The following is a 15,653-nucleotide window of genomic DNA, read 5'->3' as shown; positions in this document are numbered from 1 at the left end:
GTGGGAGAGGTCGTGCAGTGCAAGCTGCGCGGGTGAGGGGGAATTAAAATTTAACTTGCTTATATAGTAAAAATAAGGGAGCAAAAGAAAGCAAAATGAGCGTTCAACAAGCACAGCCGCTTAATTTTACTGATGCAGCTGCTTTGAAAGTAAAAGAGCTGATCTCAGAAGAAGACAATAACGATTTGAAGTTGCGCGTATATATCACCGGTGGTGGTTGTTCGGGTTTTCAATATGGCTTTACCTTTGATCAAGAGCAAAAAGAAGATGATATGATCTTTGAAAATCATGGTGTTTATTTATTGGTTGATGCGATGAGTTTTCAATATCTTGTTGGCGCTGATATCGACTATAAAGAAGATGTTGAAGGTGCTCATTTTATTATTCGTAACCCGAATGCCAAAGCCACTTGTGGTTGTGGTTCTTCTTTTTCTGTTTAAATTTCTTTGTCTTAATATATATTCAATATAGAGCATAAGTAATAATGCAAATATTATCAGATGCTCTTTGGATTCTCAGGCTTAATCCGAATGCTCATTATTGCCAGAGAGCCATTGTTTAGTAACGTTGCATAAAAAGGTTCATCATCTCATACCTCGCCCCTTGCGGGAGAGGTCGTGCAGCTAGGCTGCACGGGTGAGGGGGATTTGATTTATTACTTGATAACTACTTATGTATAATGGTGAGCGTATTAATATAGGGCGTATGCAATACGCCGCTACACTTAAAGGATATGCATAACCACAGGGCTTATGCGATATGCCCCTACGGTTTATTTGCATAAATCGCACTCATTTTACGTAGTTCCCACGTATAAAAATAACCTTAATTAAGATTATAATTGCTGCTAACGGCAACGCTATGTAGGTGCGAAATTTATTGTGAAATTTTTGGCAAAGTTATATTGTGGAGTGTTTTCACTAATGCTTGTAAGTTGTCAAAGCTTGCAAGCTAGTGATCAGTTAGATTTTTTAGTTATGAGTGATATTCACTTAAATATAAGAAAAGACAAGCCGATGCAGATTATGCCAAAAGGTTATCATTCATCAAATGATTTGGATGCTAAAACATATCAATCTTTCATGCAGCAAGTCAATCAACATGTAAAGCTGACTCATATTAAAAAGCCCAATTTTATATTGTTACTAGGTGATTTGGTGGGGCATAAAATGCGTAATATATACATGGATAGGCAGCAGTTTGTTCATGAGAATCAATCGGCAGTTTACAAAATATTGATGAGAGAGTTCCCTAAGACACCGATTATTAGTGTTTTTGGTAATAATGATAGTTTTGAAAAAAATTATGGCAGATTTACGTACCAAGGCAATAATATGTATCAAGTGATTAAGGGGGTGGGCTTTAAAAATGGATTGCTATCGACAGGGAAAGTGTGTGATAAAACTCGAATTTACCCATGCCTTGACGTTGATAAGATAAATGAAACGGATGGGTATGGTGTAGTTAAAATTGCGCCAAAACTTGAGATTTTAGCACTAAATAGTGTGATGTTCTCAGTTGAACATTCATTACGATCAAAAGAGGATGTTGCTAAAATCCAAAGGCAGTTGGCGTTTGCTAAAATGGTACTGGAAATAGCCAAAGCCAAGCAAAATAAAGTAATTATTGCAATGCACATTCCAGTGGGATTAAATATTTATGATGGTAAAGATTTTTGGCATAAAAATGAAGCCAAAGAGTTTATGAATTTGCTTAACCGTTATGAAAGTGTTATCGCTGGTGTTTTAGTGGGGCATACACATATGGAGGAGTTGAAAACCCTTAAACTTAAGCATCGATTGCTAGGAGAGTACTTTACTGCAGGACTGTCAACTTCCCATGGCAATCTGCCATCAGTTAAAACCTTTCATTTGATAAATACAAATAAAACATGGCGAATTGAGGATTATACAAGTTATGCTTTTAGTCAGGCTAGTAACCGAGTGATAACGCCAAATAGCTCAGTACTTTACTTAAATACCGTGTATTCATTTAAATCTAAGTTTTGTAAGGATGCAGCAGGTGATATTAATCAGTGCCTTGATTCTATGAACTTTCATCAGTTATTGCCATTAGTAACGCTACACAACCCAAACTATCCACATTATCGTTATAAGTGTTTTGACTGTTTCAATTATGGTTAATCCGCTACTCCATAAGGAACTCTAATGAACAAAACAGAGAGTCATAAAAAGCATATGATGCTTGCTTATAAAATGGCATTAAAAAGTTACCATGAAGGTGGGTTACCAATTGGCAGTGTTCTTGTTATAAATGGTGAAGTAGTTGGGCAAGGACATAATCAAAGAGTTCAAAAAGGCAGTTCTATTTTGCATGGAGAAATGGATTGCTTGGAAAATTCAGGTAGATTGGCTGCCACTGATTATCAGAATGCAATTTTATACACGACACTTTCTCCTTGTAGCATGTGTTCAGGTGCAATCCTCCTTTACAAAATACCAATGGTTGTAATAAGTGAGAGAGAGAATTTTTATGGTGCTGAAGCGCTTTTAACTCAAAATGGAGTTAAGATTTTGTGTTTGGAGGATAAAAAATGTACGGCATTGATGACAAATTTTATGGATGAAAAGCCTGAATTATGGAGTGAAGATATTGGCATTTGAAATTATCATTCTTATTGCTAGGTAATGAATCAAGAATAAGTTGCATCAGCTAGCACCTCCCCCCCCCCTTGTGGGAGAGGTCGTGCAGCTTAAGCTGCGCGGGTGAGGGGGTAATTGAAGCTCAACTTATTTTTTCATTATTACTAGCTGTGTTATGTGTAGAAGTTATATATCATGAAACATCATGCATTTAAAAAGCAGCACAATTTAATAATTGCTTTAGGGGTTTTGGGTCTTTTTTTAAGTATTATTGCATTGCCTGTAATTAACGTTGTCATTAAGAATGCTCTGTTTGTCTTTTCTAATATTTTTTTAACGGGTACTGCAATTTACGATAAAGAAAGACCATTCATTTTAATAAATGGCGCTGTTTTAGTCATCTCACTATTGATTCTTATCAATGTCCCAGCCGTTATAATTGTGGGATTTTGTATCGTAATATCCCTATGGGGTGTCATTTATTTGTTTAAGCTATATAGATTAAACGTATATTTTATAATGGCTAGCATGGGATTTATAGCGCTTAACCTTGGCACGCTATTTAACTTTATTAGTTTCCAAAAACAGCTTCATGTTAGTTGCAGGCGTCATGTTGATGATTTATGGCAGTGCGACTATAGTCAGAGGATATATTAGTGGATGGGTTTTTGCTATTCTAAACTTAATATTTGCAATAGTAGCGTTGTATTCAATCTAATCCCCTTATATTTAGTGTATTTTCCACGTGTTTACTCAAGTGATTTGAGGGTAGAATCAGCGTTTTCGTATTGAATTAATAAATGTTACTATGACATATTCAAAAAAATTACCGGTAATTGCAGCGGTCTCTGGCAGTCTTTTAGAGTGGTATGAGTCCTCGCTTTACTTGTACTTGTCACCAATTTTGGCAGTGCTATTTTTTCCATCAAAGAGTGCTTTGATCTCGTTGATGTTAGCCTTTTTTGTTTTTATGAGTGGCTATTTTATTCGTCCGATTGGTGCTTTTGTTATGGGTGCTATGGCGGATAAATATGGGCGCAAAAAAGTGCTTATTCTAACCCTTATTGTAATGACAAGTTGTGCGGTTGTGATTGGTTGCTTACCAACGGCGGAGCACATTGGTGTCTTGGCAGCTGTATTTTTAATGCTGTTAAGATTGGTTCAAGGATTTAGTGTGAGTAGTGAGTTAAGCGTGTCTGCTGTTTTTTTAGCTGAACACGCTACACGAAAAGACAAAGCGTTCAAAGCAAGTTTGCCAATGGGGACAGCCTTCTTAGGCGTACTAATCGCAGCCGCAACGGTTTATGTATTGAGTATGGTGTTTACGCAGTCACAAATGTATGAGTATGGTTGGCGTATTCCTTTTTTATTGTCATTTATCTTTGGCATGCCAGTGTTGTATTTTAGAATAAAAACGCCTGAATCTACAGTTTTTGCCAATGCAAAAAAAGAGCAAAGACCTGCATTATTAGCCATTAAAACAGCAAAAATACCAATTATAAAAGCAACTTTATTAACTGCGGTTATGGCAATGTGCAACTATATTTTGGTAGGTTACTTCCCAACCTATAGTGTGCAATTTGCTAAATTGCCATTGAGTTTTTCTTACACAATTAATTTTATGGCCTTGGGGCTGCTTATCCTTCTCTTCCCCTTAATTGGTTGTTTAGCCAGAAAATACTGTTACGTAAAACTGTTCAGACTAGGTATAGTGATAGTTATGTTATTGGTTTTTCCGGTGTTTTTTCTGCTGCAAAAAAACACTATGCTATCTGTTTTAAGTGCGCAGATTTTGTTTGCATTTGCTGCCTCGTTTGTAACAGCGCTATTGCCGGTAGTCTTAATGGATATGTTTAAGTCAGGCATTATTGCAACAGGCTCTGCAGTAGGCTATAACCTCGGGCAGGCAATTTTTGGCGGTACGATACCTATGGTAGCTTTATGGTTGTATAGCAAAACAGGTAACGCTGTTTCAATTGCGATTTATATGGCGATTGTCTGCGTATTTGCTTTGACCGCATCGCACAGGGTGAAACCTTATAAACTAAGTTATTAGGAGTGACAATTGGCGTTATGGTAAAAGCAAGCAAACCTCAGTTTAAATCAATTAAACTAACCTTAGTGGTCAGTGTCTTTTTATTGTACTACTGCTTTGACTATTTATTGCAAATTTCTATCAGTACTTTGCTGCCTACCATTCAATTTGAGTTAGGTTTAAGTCTTGTTCAGCTTGGCACACTAGGCGCAATTTTTTTTGTCAGCTACATTGGTTTGCAGATTCCTGACGGACATATGATTGATTACTTTGGTGCAAGATATGTTGCTATTGTAATGAGTGTTTTCTGCTTATTAGGCGCTGTGGTTATGTCTTTGATAAACACCTATTCGGGTTTATTAATGTCGAGGTTACTCATAGGCGTTGGTTCAAGTATGGCATTTGTTTGCGCCGTTTGTGTGATAACTCAATATACAGCGATTAAATATCATTCACTACTAATTAGTGTATTGCAGGCTTTTGTGGGCATAGGTGCCATTTTAGGACAAACCCCTATTGCTTACCTGACTCAAATATATTCATGGCAACAAATTGCATTTGTTTTAGCAGTGATAAGCTTGCTATTTGTTGTTACCTTTTTGACGTTACCCAAAAGTGACAAAATGCTCAGGGGAGCAAGGGAGTTCCATCCAAGATATTCACAGAATCTCTGGCACGCTGCAAAGAAGGCAGTGTGTAATAAGCTTCACCTGCAGCTTGGTTTTGCGGGTTTTGTGGCATGGTCGCCAGTGGCGTCATTGGCTGGATTTTGGCTTATTCCTGCGTTTAAGTCATTACGACATATTGCTGAAGTAGAGATTAGTCTTTTGCTTTCCATGTTTTGGCTGGGTTTAGCTATCGGTGCGATTTTAATGCCTATAGTTTCAGAGTGGCTAAAACAAAGAAAGCCAATATTGACCTATGGTTTTTTATTACAGTTTATTGCTTTTATATTTACTTTCTATTTAGGTGATAGTAGTTTGCTTTGGGTGATTATAGGACTGTTTTTATTAGGTTTTATTGCGCCAATTCAAGGGTTTGTGTTAGTTATTGCCAAGGATGCCTCGCAAGAAAATTTTGGATTGGTTGGTGGGATATTAAATTTATTTGGCGCGGTAAGTGGTGGTATAATGCAGTTTCTCGTAGGTCTATTATTGAGTCTATGTACCTCGTTTGTAGAGAATCCTTATTTTTGGGTGTTATTAATTTATCCGATATTGTCATTAATTGCATGGTTTACGATTAAGTTTTATTTAAAAGAAACCTATCAAACATGAGCAGTAGTTAAAATTAAGTGATGATAAATATTAATATTGGCGGATTAAATTACTTTTCGTGACATCAACTAAATAAAAACTGGCTATGTTCATCGATTCATCCATTGATGATGTTAAGTGGTTTCCACGTATTGCTCCAGTCGTTATGTCTGTAATTTACTTATATCTTCTTTTTTTAGGAAGATGAAAACTTATTTTATCAATTCTAATTTTATGGGGCAGAATATGCAAAAATATTTTTATAATAATGATGTGTTGTTAGCTAACAGTATAGTTTTAAAATTATTTCTATTCATGGTGGGTTTCTTTTCGATATCCACGCTTTCTTATGCAGGTGGTTTTACTTTTAGGTTCCATAATAAAACCAGTAATTACTGTTTTTATAATTTTGGATCAACCGTTGCTGACAGTAATGTTACCAATGGAAATGTTATTTGTGATAGTTCAGAATGCCCGATGAATAGTGATACAGGTAATCGTTATTTGGATTTAACTAAAAGCAATATGCCAGCAAGTCATCCAAAGTTAATCTTAAAGCCTGGGGGGGCTTTATCATTGACCTTTCCATCGGATACATATAGTTTTGTGATGGTTATTGCAATTGGTCAATATATCGGCGGCAAATGTATAACTGCTCACGAAAACCAGTTATATCAATATCGTCCGTCAATGACGATATTGGCGCACTTCCCTGCTTCTTCTAGAAATACATTGTACGTTTTGGGTACAAAGTATTACCATGACAGTGAACGTAACGATGATGGCAATTCATTTCCAATTGCTTGGAATCATAGTGAACAGAGGAATGAATGGAAGCAAGATCTGTATGCTTATGCTTATCCTTCATTAGTTAAGCTACCATTTCAGGTCTATTTACCAAATGGGTATGATTATGGGAGTACCTCGACATCAATAGATATCGAAATGATTAATTAACGATGCTAATGGAGATGATAAAGCGATGAAAAAATTACATTATATACTTAAACTGATATTGCTGATGAATTTTTATATTTTACCTACAATTACATTTGCTGTTGATTATCACCGGATATATAACCAGTTTTATGATGCATACTATGATCCATATCGAACTGCCTCAGTAGAAATTGTAAATGATACAATGAGTAAGTGTTTTGGTCATTTTACTTATGTTAATGCAAAGGATGAACCTGGTAAGGCAATTCCATTTCAGCGAAATCAGGAAATCAAACCAGGTGAGTCAATGACAGCTTTTATGTATCCTCCCTCTGGTTATTCCTTTAATGAGTTAGTTCAGGCACAGGTTGGTAAGTATAACGACCAGGGTGACTGTGTTTTTGATGATGCTAACCATGATATGATTGAGGTGCCAGTTCACATAAGAAGTGTGACAGGACACAATCACTGCAATGCTAATGTACCAGACAATATTTTATATAACACTAATTCTGATGAGAGCGCCGGAAGAATTATTAGATCACAAGGAGATACACAGGGGAATGATTGTCCAGGAAGCGGTAGATCAGGTGAGAATATTTCCTATACAGTTTATTTGCACGATAGAGGGACATCTTATTTTGGTTGGACGAAACCAGCAGAGAGTGTATCTGTAGCTGATACTCAGAGTTTAGAGGTATAGTGATATGAATAAAAAAGTGATATCCGTTGTAATGTTATCTGGCCTGCAATTTACACAGTTGTGTTTTGCATCAGTCAGTAATTTGCCAGCGGTGACGGTAAGGCATGATAAGGTTGAGGTGACCTTATTATCAAAAGGCCATGCTGATGCTCATCGTATGAATGATCTTAACGATGAATCTGTTGCTCAAAAGAAGCAACACAAGCAATCGCAGGTAAACTTGAATGCAAGTGGTGATGCGGATGGTAAGAAAGCGGCAGCCAGTAATACGGAAGCTAAAAAAGCATTTGCGAGCCCCTTTGATGTTACGGTTAATCCGGTAACGGGGACAGCGTCAGCAAGCATCACCTTGCCAAATGTAAGTGCGTTTTCTGCATCGTCACCGTCGATGAGTTATGACTCCGGTTTTGATCTTTCTTATTTTGGAGGAGATGGTCGTTTATTAGGTTTGCCAAAGCATATGTTTTTTAGTGATATTCCCTTTATTCTGCAGAAAGAGAACCGGTATGTTCTCTATATCAAAGGGGCTGGTACTTATTATAATCCTAATTACAGCAGTATTTCGACTGATGGCAAGACACTGATAAAAAGCAACCTTGTTTATGGGGCAAGTGCGTTGTATAAATTAGATAAAATAGCAGGCGATCTTCATATTTATAATGCTGAAAAAGATGCATTTACAACGGTAAATTATCACTGGGTCATTCGTTACAAAACGGGTCAGCATATCTATTTCTCAGACAAAGGTCTGGCGGTGGCAGTGACGGATGACAGGTATGTGGATAATCAGAAATATAATCAATATCACAGCCTTCAATACATCTATGCATCTCAAGTCAAAAATCCACTCTACAATAAATTAGTTGGCATTAAAGATGCATTGGGTGAGATTCAATTGAGTTGTGATCATAATAACATCAATATACATTATTTGAAAAACGCTAGCGGTGATGCTTATCAGGCTCAGTTAAAGCTCAATTACGACGGTTCACTACATTCTTTTGCTAATACAGTTGGTAAAGAGTACAGTGCTGTAAATGCTGCTTCAGAGGTATATAACCATGTGATTTTTAAATACGATCCTAATTATGACAATCTTCTTCAGCAGGTAACACAGGGTGTATCGCAAGGCTTATCAGGTAATGCTACGACATGGCTTAAGGCTATTACAATTAATTACGAGGATGGTTCGCGTATTGGTTCACCTGTTCCCATTGTCAATAAGGTGACACATGAGTCGTTGTTAGATGCAAAGGAACAAAACACATTAACCTATCAGTATCATGGAGCATATAACAACGGTTTGAAGTTTGGCGAGGATACCATGATGGAGGATCCTACTGGTGAGCCGGATAAAGTGATGTATAGTCGAACAGTTATTGATGGAGATTTACAGACAGTCAAGCGTTATAACTACCTAAGTAATGCGATCGAAACACTTACTAGAAGCTGCAATAGTGGAGGGAGTTGTGATCTTTTGTCGAAACAGCGTTTGATTTATCCCGCGCCTGTGAGCTATGGATCACGCAAGGTTTTGCCAAGTGATTTCAGGTTACCCATCACAACGGAAACGATTACCTATAATAAAGCAAGTCAACCTGTTTTTTATCAATTACAACAAAAAGCATATAATGATTATAATCAAACTACGTCATCCAAGGTATATGCGCCAACAGCCTGTACGAGTGATGATTGTATTGCTAATAAAACAGGAGAACTGATTTACGAGGAAAGCACTGTTTATGACAGTGATAATCATCTGTTACCGCAACGCAAAACAGTGAAGGATTATTTGGCGACAAACGATGGCGCTCAAATGGTACGAGTTTTGCAAACGGATTATACCAATGCCGATGGGTTATTGGTAAGAAAAGAAGAAAAAAGTGGTTTTGGATCTTCTGATTTAACGACCGACAGAACCATTGGTTATCAGTACAGTACGCTAAATCATTATTGCTCTGCAGAGGGTATTCCCACAGATCAATCACTGAATATTTCAACGCATGATTATGTAAAAGCACCCGGGTTACTATGTCAGGAAACAATTCAAGCTGATAATAAATCATTGACGTATTATTCCTTTTACCTGCAGCAGGCTCATGCTTCACAATATCCAGATATTATTACTTATAGTAGTTCCCCTTATAGTGATAAATATGTATTTGGCTCAATTAAGACAGATGGTTTTAATAATTCCGTATTGAATGAGGTTAAGCCCTCAGGCTTGATGACGACTATGCAATATGATGTTAGTGGTCGAAAATTACGTGAAACAAAACCTAATGGCTTAAGCAATCGTTGGTACTATGACGATCGTCAGAATACGATTATCCAGATAGATAGTGTAGGCAATGCCCAGAAGCGTTATTTGGATACGGCTGGACATGTTATTAAAACAGAAATGTTGAATAAAGCGGTGCAGAACCCTATAACCGCAGGGGCTGGTTCATGGAGTCTGATTTCTGCAATAAGCTATGATTATCAGATTGGGCAGCCTGTTTTAAGCCAAGATCGTTTTGGTAATGACACGGTTTATAGCTATGATGAGTTTTTACGCCCTGCTGGGCAGATAAGTTATTGGGGCGATCATGAAACAGGGAAAATCAAAAACGCACTGCATTATGCGTACAATGCGGTTTGTGGCAGTGTTCCAGGGTTTGATGACTCGCTATGTTATATGACGCAGCAGGCAAGTCTTAACGCAACAACTTATCAAAAGAGTTATAGCTGGTTAGGTAAGGAGATTTATCGTAAAAGCTACGCGAATGGTCAGCTTAAGCAGAAGTTTGCACAGAGCTTTGACGGATTAGGTCATACGTTAGTGCAAAAAAGTTTTTATATAGGGCAATCAGAGGATACAGCTAAAGTTAGAAAGAAAGTAATCGATAGCTATGACGCTCAAGGTCGGTTGACAAAACAAAGTATGACGTTGGCAGATAAGCCTTATAGTCAAGTGACCTATCGCTATGATGATTTTAGTAATCAGATTATGCAGGCTCAGTTATTTGATCCTGCAAATACATCTGAGGTCTTTTTTAGCTCTCCTATTACGCACTTTAACATACAGGGTCAGGCAACAGGCGTCTGCTATGACAAAGGTAAGATTTGTAAAGCTTATCAGTATGATGAGGATGGACGACTTGCTCAGGAGACGGATTACAATGGTAATGTAACAAAATATGCCTATGCTAATCAGAATGATTCAGATAAGGGCAGACTTGCCGGGATGCCTTACAAAGTGGAGCATTACACGCCAGATAATAGACTGGAGTTATCACTAAGCAGTCGATATGATCAACACACAGGGCAAATAAGTCATCTTCAGTATCTATCAGATCATGGCATTCATGGAAGTATTGATTACCAATATGATTTTCAGGGGCATGTAACTCAGGCGACTTACTCAGGAGATATGCCATCACAGACAGTGACAGATGAATATGATCCTGCAACGGGTCTTTTGGTAAACCATGAAATTAATCACAATAAAATTCACTATGTCTATGATATGGGGAGATTAACGACGCTAAGCAATAATTATGGCGATTCGGTGAGCTTGTCATATAATGATTACAGTGCAGACAATCCGTTGATTTCGGGCTTATCAAAAAGTATTTCTTATACTGCAAGCAATCCATCGACGAGCATTACCCAACAATTTAGTTATGATAAGGAAGGGCGAGAACAACAAAACCAGTATCTTAAAGATGGTAATATCTATCTCACAACGGAGAATACCTATAATGCGTATGACAATATTATACAAAAAAATGTTTCTGCAGCAGATGGTACGGATGATAACGTAAACAATGTAACCAATTACACTTATAATGCGCTGGATCAGTTAATGCAAAGCAGGGTTAGTATAGCAAAGGAGACGCAAGCGCAACTGACACATCAATATCGTTATGATATTTTGGGCAATATGGTTGAGGATATTAGTAATCATAGAGATATCGAATATGGCTATGATTTGAGCCGTCTGGGGCAGTTGAAGACGGAGTTAGATAAGACAAATAATATTACCAAGACCTACGCCTATGATAATAATGGTAATTTAACGCATATTAACAATGCGCTGATCTATATGTATGACAGCATGAATCGTTTAAAGACTTATGTCAGTGAACAAGGTACGCAAACAGATTATGCGTATGATCCTTCAGGGCAAAGAATCTATAAAGGAAATCAAACGAATGGCATCTATTACTATGATGGTGGTGAACTAGAAAGTAGTAAATCAGGTGACAGCACTGCTAGTTATCTGGGGCATTTTATCCGTTACTATAAGGATAACGGTCAGATTGAGAAACAGTTATTGCTTTCTACAGGTAGAAACTCTCCCGCTGATTTTAATCTCAATACGGGGAAGTCAAACAGTGTCTTTTTAGATGACTATGGTCTGCAGATCGATTTAAAGACAGGGAACAAGCTAAGTGCAAACAGTCACACTCAAAGCACACAGGCGTCATTTGCGTTAAGTGATAACCCATATCAGTATGGTGGCGCTTATTACGATAGCGAGAGTGGGAATTATTATATGCAATCGCGCTATTATTCTCCTGAGCTAAAGCAATTTATCTCCAGAGATGATCGGAATTTAAATCGGTTTGCTGCATTTAATGGCTCGCCGACTATGAATATTGATCCAAATGGGCATGATGCAATTAGTATAGCGTCGTATAGCACATCAGGATTGTCAATACTGCTAGGTGTTTGTGGTATATTACTAACGCCAGAAACTGGTGGGACATCGCTAGCATTAGGTATGTTGAACTATGGACTAGATGTGACTTCTGCTCTTGCAGGACTGTCATCCACAGTGTTGACTGGAATATCCATGTTTAGAAATGGGTTTAATGCAGATGTTAGCAGTATTCTTTTTGCTGTTACCGCGCCATTGGATCTGCTGAATATTGCCAGAGTTACAATGATAACCGCTAGACTAGATAAGAATATTGAAATTTTAAAAGTAGCTTACTCTGAGAAGTATGTGAGAGATCCAGTAGCGAAAATCAAAAAAGCATCGAGGGATAATAGTGTTATTGATGAACAAGTTTCTTCTATCCTAGACCCAGAAAAAAATAGGAATAATACAAATGTTAGTGAAAGCAATGTTGATATTAAAGAATCTAATAATAGAAGTAGTCATGCTAATAATGAGGATTCTATTCCTGATAATGGTGAGGCAGTTTATAATGATGCTTTACTTAGGTACGATAATCCTGCGCAATCTTATGTACCTATCGATAAGGTACATTCTTTGGACATGGTGGCTGTGAGATTGGCTAAGAAGTATATGAAGCTTACTCTTAATGAATATCGACTACAGGCTCCGTTAATAGGTATAGAAATTAAAGACTTAAAGGCAGAGTATGATATTCTTGTATCAAAAAACAAAGTCAGCAATTGGTTATTAAGACGTCAACCAAGGATATTTATAACAGCGATCAATAAGGGCACTGCTATTACTTACAGGGTCGATCACCCTAGCAAATGACACTTCAACATATTGAACGACATTTATCTCTGCCGGTTTTGAGTAACCTCAGTTCGGAGTTACGGTTTATAAAACACTCAATTTTTTCTGCCCAACAATAGAGATAGGATCAATAACCCATGCAGCAAGGCATGCCATCAAATGTGTACATGCATTTACAGGTGAACGATGTCTTTTATGTCATAACATTAAACTGTTTTTCAAATGATCAATAAAGTTAACCGCTGTGTTACTTTTGTTGGGTCAATAAGTCTTTAACAATTGCATATGCAAGTTCGTGCATATTGCGTATATTTAGCCATAGTGCATAACGTGTATTGCAATTAAAGAGAGAGATGAGCTTTTTTACAATAATTTCTGCTGTTCGAGAAGAGCGGTAAATCTGGGTTGAAATATCTTTATTTGTGATATAGCCATGATAAATAGCTAACAATGTCTTTTTTTCTGATAAGTTGAGCTGACTGATCAATGTGTAAGTTGGATTGGCGATTGTATTTAATTGAATTGGATTTGCTACCCCAGTGATATTGCATTGATCAATGGCATATTGTTTATCCATCATCATATTGGCAAGTGCATTATTAAATTGCTGGAGAACTGGATATATCTCACCGATGGATATTTTAATATCATGCAAATACTGAAAACCTAAGGTGATAAGGTTAATTGAATTATCTGTATTTAAAATTTTGGCAACAATAATGGGTAGAAACGGGTCAAGCGTCAATGCTAAATTACTAGGCAGGTCTGGGGATAGTTTTTGTAAGCTGTTATAGTAAAAAAGATGTGGTAACTGAAGTAAATTGTGATAACCATATAATGGATCAGCGCTAATAGGTTGACTATAATGCCAATCAAAGTAATTATGTTGATGAAGCGGGATATCAAATACCGTATCGTCAGGTTTTATAATGTTTAGGTGAACACTGCTAGCGCCTGTTTTCTGAATAAGGTTTTTGACAAGTGAACGAAAAATATGAAAATACTTAGGTAAGAAATGGAAGTAATGGTCGTTGATAAGTATTTCACGCTTGTTAGCCATGATGATGCCCCATTAATTTCTTTGCAATATAGTATCGCATAATTGCATCACTGTGGTTAATTTTTGCTAATAATACATATCGATCTTTGGCACAAAATTTATCTTTGAGACTTGAAATTAAGTCTTCAATTCTTCGAATGGATAGTTGTAAAAATTCGGAGAGTTCCTTATCGCTATATTTATCGCAATACATAGCTGCAAAACAGTCACTTTCAACGTGAGTGAGGGAAATATTTGGTTGAGGTAGCTCATCAACTAATCCCGTAAAGTTAGGATTTCCTCTATAAACTGTATGGCTAATTTCTGCCTGATCAATAAATTTGAGTAAGTGATTCCAGTGTGAGTGCGTTGTTGTTATCGCCATGTTAGTATCTGTTTGTGAAAATATGACGATTTCGATGCTTGCATCAAAGTGATAACGACAATAAAAGTAGGTGTCATCTGGTTTTTTAATTAACTGAGTAATTTCTGGAGGAAGTGTGTGTTTAACCGTTTCAAGATTAAATTGGTGCGGTAATTTTAGTATGGTTTGATAAGAACAAAAGTACTCATAAAGTTGTTCTAAAGCCTTGATGTCAAAGTATTTTGCGATTGTCGTTGACGCTTTCAATAATTTTACATAACACTCTGAAATTTCTAATTTCAAATAGATCAAAGGGATGTCAGTTGAAAGCATATTGTTTTCCATTTGAGAAATCACCTTGTATAAATAGTTTTCTAAAACCATATTTCTTATGTTGTAAATACAAAACTGATTTTACAGACAGAAGCTTTGCAATGCAATTGTATAAGTTCTTGCTGGACGCCCTGAGTCGTCAGTGTTTGATGCTGTTGTAACTATATAGTGTTCAAGGAGCGCCCAAAGACTCTGTCAAGGGTGGCTATTACCTGCAATTCAATCAACTTCATATTTGATACCCCATTAGTATTACTAAAATTAATTAAACGAAATCCAAGATAATCATAATGAGCTGCGATAAAGCTAACACAAAAGAACTGGGCTACGTTCTGAGTTGAATAGTAGCTTAAGCTTTAAATGATATCAATCGCCTGATCGATTGTGTGAAAATAATACGTATTTTCCACGCAAAACAATAAAGTCTAAAGTGCCATTATAACTATGCGCTTAAGAAATGTTGATCTTGCAATCTGTTGTGGACTAATAAAGTTAAGGGCAAACATGGTGGTGCTAACAAGAGTGATTTGTACAAAATTATTTGAATGTTTGCACTTGATCAATAATATAAATTTGGTTTTGGGTTTAAAGAGGTTTAGTTAAATGTAGGATGATTAATATCTATCTTAAAAGGAGAAAAACAATGATTTCTAAAGCATGGTATTTAATAAAAAAAACTTTTTGGGATTATGTACGTTGGAATCGAAAATATACTTATTACCAATTAGCTCCTTATGATTGTCGTCATTATCAAATCGTAGAGCCAATACGAGAGCTTGAAGCGGAAGACTCACAAAAATACAAAAAGCTTAGTCCCTCTAAGGAAGTGTAAGGAAGTGATTGAAATAATATTTGAGTATATTCCACGTGGCAAGTTGTTACCATGCATAGAATAATAG

The 15,653-nt window shown here is 36.8% G+C and carries 12 protein-coding genes; 10 read left to right on the top strand and 2 right to left on the bottom strand.

Annotated features, from left to right (window positions below):
• Positions 1-95 precede the first annotated feature (95 nt).
• The 9 genes from erpA to ACZ5V8_RS08220 all read left to right on the top strand — a co-directional run bounded on the left by erpA (position 96) and on the right by ACZ5V8_RS08220 (position 13,036).
• Complete coding sequence (gene erpA, locus ACZ5V8_RS08260) at positions 96-440, top strand: iron-sulfur cluster insertion protein ErpA (protein ID WP_440615632.1); 345 nt, start codon at positions 96-98, stop codon at positions 438-440.
• A gap of 483 nt (positions 441-923) precedes the next feature.
• The gene (locus ACZ5V8_RS08255; protein ID WP_464217407.1) at positions 924-2,144 is read left to right on the top strand and encodes a metallophosphoesterase; all 1,221 of its coding nucleotides are present in this window, start codon (positions 924-926) and stop codon (positions 2,142-2,144) included.
• 24 nt (positions 2,145-2,168) lie between these two features.
• Entirely contained in the window at positions 2,169-2,624 is a 456-nt protein-coding gene (locus ACZ5V8_RS08250; RefSeq protein WP_440615634.1) for a nucleoside deaminase, read from the top strand.
• 174 nt (positions 2,625-2,798) lie between these two features.
• Entirely contained in the window at positions 2,799-3,260 is a 462-nt protein-coding gene (locus tag ACZ5V8_RS08245) for a hypothetical protein (RefSeq protein ID WP_440615635.1), read from the top strand.
• A 151-nt stretch (positions 3,261-3,411) separates the two neighbouring features.
• Positions 3,412-4,659, top strand: a complete 1,248-nt coding sequence (locus ACZ5V8_RS08240) for an MFS transporter (RefSeq protein ID WP_440615636.1) — start codon at positions 3,412-3,414, stop codon at positions 4,657-4,659.
• Positions 4,660-4,676: 17 nt separating this feature from the next.
• On the top strand, positions 4,677-5,915 hold the full coding sequence (locus tag ACZ5V8_RS08235; protein WP_440615637.1) for an MFS transporter: 1,239 nt from the start codon (positions 4,677-4,679) through the stop codon (positions 5,913-5,915).
• Positions 5,916-6,140: 225 nt separating this feature from the next.
• The gene (locus ACZ5V8_RS08230) at positions 6,141-6,851 is read left to right on the top strand and encodes a hypothetical protein (RefSeq protein ID WP_464217406.1); all 711 of its coding nucleotides are present in this window, start codon (positions 6,141-6,143) and stop codon (positions 6,849-6,851) included.
• Between the two features lie 25 nt (positions 6,852-6,876).
• Positions 6,877-7,536, top strand: coding sequence for a hypothetical protein (locus ACZ5V8_RS08225; RefSeq protein WP_440615639.1), 660 nt, complete (start codon positions 6,877-6,879; stop codon positions 7,534-7,536).
• Between the two features lie 4 nt (positions 7,537-7,540).
• Positions 7,541-13,036, top strand: coding sequence for an RHS repeat domain-containing protein (locus ACZ5V8_RS08220; protein WP_464217405.1), 5,496 nt, complete (start codon positions 7,541-7,543; stop codon positions 13,034-13,036).
• A gap of 229 nt (positions 13,037-13,265) precedes the next feature.
• On the opposite strand, the gene ACZ5V8_RS08215 is transcribed toward ACZ5V8_RS08220, so the two are convergent.
• Both ACZ5V8_RS08215 and ACZ5V8_RS08210 read right to left on the bottom strand, forming a co-directional pair.
• A complete protein-coding gene (locus tag ACZ5V8_RS08215) occupies positions 13,266-14,078 on the bottom strand; it encodes a hypothetical protein (protein WP_464217404.1) in 813 nt (270 codons plus the stop codon).
• Entirely contained in the window at positions 14,071-14,766 is a 696-nt protein-coding gene (locus ACZ5V8_RS08210; protein ID WP_464217403.1) for a hypothetical protein, read from the bottom strand. Before ACZ5V8_RS08210 ends, ACZ5V8_RS08215 begins: the two co-directional genes overlap by 8 nt.
• 631 nt (positions 14,767-15,397) lie before the next feature.
• Here ACZ5V8_RS08210 and ACZ5V8_RS08205 point away from each other — a divergent pair.
• Positions 15,398-15,586, top strand: a complete 189-nt coding sequence (locus ACZ5V8_RS08205; protein WP_464217402.1) for a hypothetical protein — start codon at positions 15,398-15,400, stop codon at positions 15,584-15,586.
• Positions 15,587-15,653 lie beyond the last annotated feature (67 nt).

It is taken from the genome of Cysteiniphilum sp. GTC20157 (assembly GCF_055396795.1).
The sequence above is the reverse complement of the archived record's forward strand: the minus strand, read 5'-3'. Positions and strand labels throughout refer to the sequence as shown.